Raw genomic sequence first — 6,580 nt, 5'->3', positions numbered from 1 at the left:
GAAGTAACATGCCGTCATGTTGAAGTAACATGCCGTCATGTTGAACTAACATGTCGTCATGCTGAATTTATTTCAGTATCTGTATTAGTGACTTAAAGTAATGAGATCCTGAAACAAGTTCAGGATGACGGGATTTTTAGCTTGGCAGAGTCGTTATTAAAAGCGCCTTGACGTTATGTTGAAGTAACATGCCGTCATGTTGAAGTAACACGTCGTCATGCTGAATTTATTTCAATATCTGTATTAGTGGCTTAAATTAATGAGATCCTGAAACAAGTTCAGGATGACGGGATTTTTAGCTTGGCAGAGCAGTTATTAAAAGCGCCTTGGCGTTACGTTGAAGTAACATGCCGTAATACTGAAGTAACACGTCGTCAGCTGAATTTATTTCAGTATCTGTATTCGTGGCTTCAAGTAATGAGATCCTGAAACAAGTTCAGGATGACGGGGGGTGTTCAGGATGACGGTTTTTTTTGTTCACTGGAAAAAGTGGCATACCATTAGGAAATAATATGAAAATATCTATAGAAATTAGTTTGTACCCTCTAGCAGAAGAAAAGTTTAAAACTGAAATTTGGGCGTTCATCAAGCGCCTACGCAATGTTGTGGGCTTAAATGTAGTGACTAATGGCATGAGTACACAAGTATTTGGAGACTACGACTTAGCTACCCATCATGTTATGGCAGAAATAAAACATGTCCATCAAACCTTAAATGCTGCTGTTTTTGTGTGTAAGTTTATTGGTGGTGATCGCTCAGAAGTCGAAGCTGAAAGCTAATGGTTGAATCTTTATCAGCAACAGTCAATTATTTTGCGCATTTGCCTCTCTGGGAATTATTAGCGGTAATTTCAGCATTATTTTATGTGGTGTTAGCGGCAAAAGAAAATATTTGGTGTTGGCCAGCAGCGCTCGTGAGTACCATTATTTATAGCGTTATTTTTTATGATGTTTATTTATGGATGGACGCCTTACTGCAGGTTTATTATTTAGCGATGGCCATCTTTGGCTGGTATTGCTGGCGTCATGTTTCTTCGTCGCAAAATAACGCAACAAATAATAGTCATACAGGCACAGCATTGGCTATTCAAAGCTGGTCGCTACTCTTTCATACCAAAGTAGTGGTCTTACTAACTGCTTGCTCTTTGGCTGTTGGCTGGCTAATGGACAATTACACGCCAACACACTTCCCTTATTTAGATTCTGCAACTACGGTATTTGCGGTGTTTGCGACCTATTTAGTCACTAAAAAGGTCTTAGAGAATTGGTTATACTGGATAGTCATCGATTTTGTTTCCATTTATCTCTATTTAGAAAAAGGCTTACAACCTACCGCTGTGTTATTTGGCTTATATGTAGTAATGGCTATGGTCGGTTATGCAATTTGGTATAGTAAATATCAAAAGAGTCATCAACAAGCATCAGGCAATGTAGCCTCGGCGACTGAGTAGTTGAGTGGTGGCTTTAATTAATCAAAAAAGTAACAGCAGCTGTGAAGAGATCAAAGCCTTACCTTGTTTTATTCATCGCGATTGTAAAATTGAGCGATTAACAGGGGGTGAAAGTCATCAATGTTTTAAAGTGACGGTTAACAAAAACACTACTAAGCAAAATTTTTTTGTAAAGTCTTTCAACGGCCATCAACAAACAGCACAAGCCGAGATTGCCAGTCACTTATTCGTAGCAGAAATCGGTGTAGCACCGGCTATAATTTATCATTCAGCATCATGGCTTGTTACCGAATTTATTACCGGTGATTCATTAAGCGATTTTTATAAGCAACAAACTGACAGTGTAGCTAATAACAAAGTTACGGTGGCGATGTACTTAATGGTAAAAACTCATCAGCTAACGCTGCCAGAAAACCATCCGGTGTTAGCCATTGAAGAACTGCTTAACCACCAAGCCTCCAATAGTAAACTCTCGCAGTCTCAGCATATCGCGCTACAGAAAATAATCAGCGAAATAACACCTCCGCAAGCCAAGCATAATCACTTAGTACTTTGTCATGGTGATGTTAATTATGAAAACATTCGTGTAAGCGCTTTGTTTACTAATGAAAATCCGCAAAAGCATACTTGGTTAGTCGATTTCGAATGCAGTTGTTTAGCTGAAGCCGAATATGATCTCGCCATGTTTATCGCGATTAACGAATTCAGTGTTAACGATATAGATGCTCTGATACAAGACTATCAGCAATTTACCAATGCCACGATTGATAAAGAAAAAGTGCGTGCATATCTCGCTTGTTGTTATCTCATTAATGGCTTGTGGTACTTCGAGGCCGGCTATCAACATAAGCAAGCGCAAAAATTAATGGCTAAGGCACACCAGCAGTTTGTACTTTTTGACCAATTAGGCTTGTTAACAGAAAAAATAACATTATTATTTTAATCTGTACTATCTTTATTATCCTCAGTAATTTACTCAGTAATTTACTCAGTAATAGCTACTATTTATAAAGTAGCTCTATTGAATTTAGTTACTGACTATTTAGTAGTTTATATCAACTTATATCGTGAAGTTACTTTTGTATCACGGTGATTTATTTAAGTTATTGAACATCCGGCACCGTAATAAAAATGCAATAAAGGCTTAAGATTTTAATAATGCAAATCAGCCGTTAAATATTTATTTTATTGTTATTCTTTTTGTTGATCAGGCGTGATGTCGATGCTAATATTTACTACAAAGATCATTCTGTTGTTTATCTATATAACAAGGAATGTTAGGTTTTTTACTTTCAAATCAGGGATTAACAATGAATAAAATTATGCTTACAACAGTTGCTGCGGCAATTTCTTTGACTTTATCGGCATGTTACCAAGATGATGGTACTGTTCTTGCGCCAAACCAAGCGCCACCGGTTCCACCAACGCCTTCTACATTAGATGTATCAGGTTCTGGTATCAAAGGTGTATTAGCTAACGCTTTAGTTGAAGTTTTTGATAGCTCAGATGTAGAAACTGCTCTAGCTAACACTCAAACAGATGAAAATGGTGATTACACACTTTCATTAACTGATGCTTCTGGTGAAGCAATCACAGGTACTTTTTTCGTACGCGTAAGTGCTGACGAAGATACTACAATGATTTGTGATGCTCCAGCTTGTGGTGACGTAGTTAGAGGTGGCGTTGTTCCAGCATCACAATTAGTGGGCTTAGAACTTTCAACCATGAGTAATTCTGACGGTAGCGGTACAATCTCTGCTGAAGTTAACGCATTAACAACACTTGCAACTGAAACTATTTTAGCTGTAATTGAAGACGATGCAGATATCGACCTTTCTGACCCAGAAGTTTTTGAAGCGTTTCAAGTAGATGCTTCTCGAGTGATTGGTGCTACTCTAGGTTTAGATTTATCTGAAACTAACATTTTTGACGTTGTAATTGTTGATGCTTCTGTATCTGCAAATGTATCAACAGACGATATGATAGCAGCAACGTTAACGCTTATTAACGGTTCGCTTTCAGGTTTAGAGCCAGGCACTGATGAAACTCTTGCTGATGCAATTAAAACTTATATCGCTGCTGTTAAACTAGTTACTAAAGCGATTATTAATAACCCTAGTGCAGCATTAGATGCTGACTCAGTAGCGGCAATGGCAAGAATTAATGCTGTTCAAGCTAAAGTTTCGCAAGCAATTAAAGATTTAGCATCAGTTATTGCAGGCGATACAGGTAATGCTGTCGGTATTGTAAATATTCCTGACGTAATCAATCCTGATGATATCGCAGCTTCTGTTGATCTAGATGACGACATTACTGGCGGTACAGGTGGTACTGGCGGTACAGGTGGTACTGGCGGTAACTAATCCCAGTAACTATTATCTGAATAAAAACCGATAGATTTGTCTATCGGTTTTTTTTTGCCAGAAATCCTCAATAATAACGCTAAATATAGAAAAATAGATCAGTATAATCAGCTAAATATTTAATTGCCGAACAACCCCGCCACCGCCATAATCATTGCATGATAGCCATCTTTAATAATACCAGCATAGCGTTTGTAATAGTCGTGCTTTTACTTTTATTTAAGTCGTTTTAATTTAATTGTCTAAGTTAGCTTTAGTTTATCTATAGTTAGATTATTGCAAGCTAGTTATAACCTAAGTTATTTAGTTATTTCGCTATTTCATTTTGGTTTGATATACTTTTTTGTAAGATTTTGACATCAAAAATGTAAAATAGGGCATATATGAATAAGAATAAATTAACACATTTAAAAGCACTGGAAGCTGAATCAATTCAAATAATGCGTGAAGTTGCTGCTGAATTTGATAATCCTGTTATGTTGTATTCAATAGGGAAAGATTCTTCTGTTCTTTTGCATTTAGCGCGTAAAGCTTTTTATCCGGGTAAAATTCCCTTCCCATTAATGCACGTTGATACTGATTGGAAATTCAAAGAAATGATTGAATTTCGTAATAATCTAGCAGAAAAGTATGACTTCGATTTAATCGTCCATAAAAATCCTGAAGGGCTTGCTATGGGTGTAGGTCCGTTTACTCATGGTAGTGCAAAACATACCGACATCATGAAAACACAAGGTTTAAAGCAAGCATTAGACATGCATGGTTTTGACGCCGCTTTTGGTGGTGCTCGTCGTGATGAAGAAAAGTCTCGTGCTAAAGAACGTGTTTACTCATTTCGTGATAAAAATCATCGTTGGGATCCGAAAAATCAACGTCCAGAGCTTTGGAATATTTATAACTCTAAAGTTGATCAAGGCGAAAGTATTCGTGTGTTCCCATTGTCTAATTGGACCGAGCTTGATATTTGGCAGTATATTTATCAAGAAGATATTGAAATGGTTCCACTTTATTTTGCAGCCAAAAGACCTGTTGTTAAGCGTGATGGCTCGTTAATCATGGTAGATGATGAACGCATGCCTCTAAATGAGGGCGAAGTGCCTGAAATGAAATCAGTACGTTTTAGAACACTAGGTTGTTATCCACTTACTGGCGCTATTGAATCGACTGCAACAACATTGCCTGAAATTATTCAAGAAATGCTTTTAACAACCACTTCTGAACGACAAGGCCGAGTCATTGATAATGATTCAGCTGGTTCAATGGAAAAGAAAAAAATGGAAGGGTACTTTTAATGAACACTGAACAAACATTATTGGCAACAGATATTGAAGGCTACTTAAAACAGCATGAAAACAAAGATATGCTGCGTTTTATCACCTGTGGCAGTGTCGATGACGGAAAGTCGACATTAATAGGCCGCTTACTTTTTGATAGCAAAATGATTTTTGAAGATCAGATGGCTGCTATTGAAAAAGATTCTAAAAAGTTTAATACCACAGATGGTGACTTTGATTTAGCGTTACTCGTTGACGGTTTACAGTCTGAACGCGAACAGGGGATTACTATAGATGTTGCGTATCGTTACTTTGCTACCGAGCAACGTAAATTTATTATTGCCGATACTCCAGGGCATGAGCAGTACACACGTAACATGGCAACGGGTGCTTCTACATGTGACTTAGCCATTATATTAATTGATGCGCGTCATGGCGTGCAAGTACAAACACGACGTCATTCATATATCTGTTCATTATTAGGTATTAAGCATGTGGTTATTGCTATTAATAAAATGGATGCAGTAGATTATGACCAAAAGACATACCAAAAAATTAAAAGTGATTACCGTGAATTTGCTAAATCATTAAAAATTGAAGATGTGCGTTTTGTGCCTATTTCAGCTTTACGCGGCGATAACGTAGTCAACGAAAGCGAGCATATGCCTTGGTACCCGGGTTCACCTTTGCTTAAGTTATTGAATACCGTGCAAATTAGCGGTGAAAAAAATAGTGCTTTTCGTTTTCCTGTTCAATACGTTAACCGTCCTAATTTAGACTTTAGAGGATTTGCCGGTACGATCGCCTCAGGTGAAATTCGTGTTGGTGATACTATTGTTGCACTACCTTCAGGTAAGCAAAGTAAAATTAAGTCGATAGTAACTTTTGATGGCGAACTTGAAACGGCTTATGCCGATATGGCTGTAACACTGACGCTTGAAGATGAGATAGATGTTAGTCGCGGTGATATGATTGTGCGACCGCATGAGCAACCCGCTTCTTCTAATACCTTTAGTGCAGATGTTGTGTGGATGGATGAAGCGGCACTACAAATAGACCGTGAATACATTATTAAAGTGGGCACTCATGCTACGTTTGGCTCTGTTGATAAAATAGAATATAGCGTTAATGTTAATACCATGGAAAAGCAAGACGTACAGCATTTAGCGTTGAATGAAATAGGGCGCTGTAACTTCACGTTAAACGAGCCTGTGCAGTTTGATGCTTATCAAGAGAACCGTCAAACAGGTGCTTTTATTATTATTGACCGTTTGACCAATGCAACGGTTGGCGCTGGCATGATAGCTTCACAACTGACGCAATTGGAAAAAGGACAGCCTAAAAAGTACAGTGATTACGAACTTGAACTTAATGCGTTTGTTTGTAAGCACTTTCCTCATTGGGGAGCTAAAAACTTAGCTAAAAAGTAACGAGACTAAAAGATGTAAACTAAGGGCAATGAGGTCGTGTAAAAAACAGCTAGCAATATCTCA

At 37.8% G+C, this 6,580-nt stretch carries 6 protein-coding genes; all 6 read left to right on the top strand.

Features of this window, described 5'->3' with window-relative positions; genetic code table 11:
- Positions 1-512: 512 nt before the first annotated feature.
- The gene (locus tag H4J70_RS11420; protein ID WP_182251167.1) at positions 513-779 is read left to right on the top strand and encodes a hypothetical protein; all 267 of its coding nucleotides are present in this window, start codon (positions 513-515) and stop codon (positions 777-779) included.
- A complete protein-coding gene (gene pnuC, locus H4J70_RS11415; RefSeq protein ID WP_182251166.1) occupies positions 779-1,450 on the top strand; it encodes a nicotinamide riboside transporter PnuC in 672 nt (223 codons plus the stop codon). Before H4J70_RS11420 ends, pnuC begins: the two co-directional genes overlap by 1 nt.
- A 7-nt stretch (positions 1,451-1,457) precedes the next feature.
- Complete coding sequence (locus H4J70_RS11410) at positions 1,458-2,393, top strand: phosphotransferase (RefSeq protein ID WP_182251165.1); 936 nt, start codon at positions 1,458-1,460, stop codon at positions 2,391-2,393.
- A gap of 367 nt (positions 2,394-2,760) precedes the next feature.
- On the top strand, positions 2,761-3,813 hold the full coding sequence (locus H4J70_RS11405) for a hypothetical protein (protein WP_182251164.1): 1,053 nt from the start codon (positions 2,761-2,763) through the stop codon (positions 3,811-3,813).
- A 383-nt stretch (positions 3,814-4,196) separates the two neighbouring features.
- Entirely contained in the window at positions 4,197-5,105 is a 909-nt protein-coding gene (gene cysD / locus H4J70_RS11400; protein ID WP_070375155.1) for a sulfate adenylyltransferase subunit CysD, read from the top strand.
- Positions 5,105-6,517 carry a sulfate adenylyltransferase subunit CysN gene (gene cysN / locus H4J70_RS11395; RefSeq protein ID WP_182242057.1) on the top strand — a complete coding sequence of 471 codons (1,413 nt, stop codon included), beginning with the start codon at positions 5,105-5,107 and terminating at the stop codon, positions 6,515-6,517. The genes cysD and cysN overlap by 1 nt, the downstream gene beginning before the upstream one ends.
- Positions 6,518-6,580 lie beyond the last annotated feature (63 nt).

It is taken from the genome of Colwellia sp. BRX8-9, from assembly GCF_014077245.1.
Taxonomy (GTDB): Bacteria; Pseudomonadota; Gammaproteobacteria; order Enterobacterales; family Alteromonadaceae; genus Colwellia_A.
This window is presented reverse-complemented; position numbering and strand designations above follow the sequence as displayed.

Coding starts and splice junctions, on each gene's coding strand:
- H4J70_RS11405 (WP_182251164.1), top strand. CDS start 2,761: ATGAATAAAATTATGCTTACAACAGTTGCTGCGGCAATTTCTTTGACT.
- pnuC (WP_182251166.1), top strand. CDS start 779: ATGGTTGAATCTTTATCAGCAACAGTCAATTATTTTGCGCATTTGCCT.
- cysD (WP_070375155.1), top strand. CDS start 4,197: ATGAATAAGAATAAATTAACACATTTAAAAGCACTGGAAGCTGAATCA.
- cysN (WP_182242057.1), top strand. CDS start 5,105: ATGAACACTGAACAAACATTATTGGCAACAGATATTGAAGGCTACTTA.
- H4J70_RS11420 (WP_182251167.1), top strand. CDS start 513: ATGAAAATATCTATAGAAATTAGTTTGTACCCTCTAGCAGAAGAAAAG.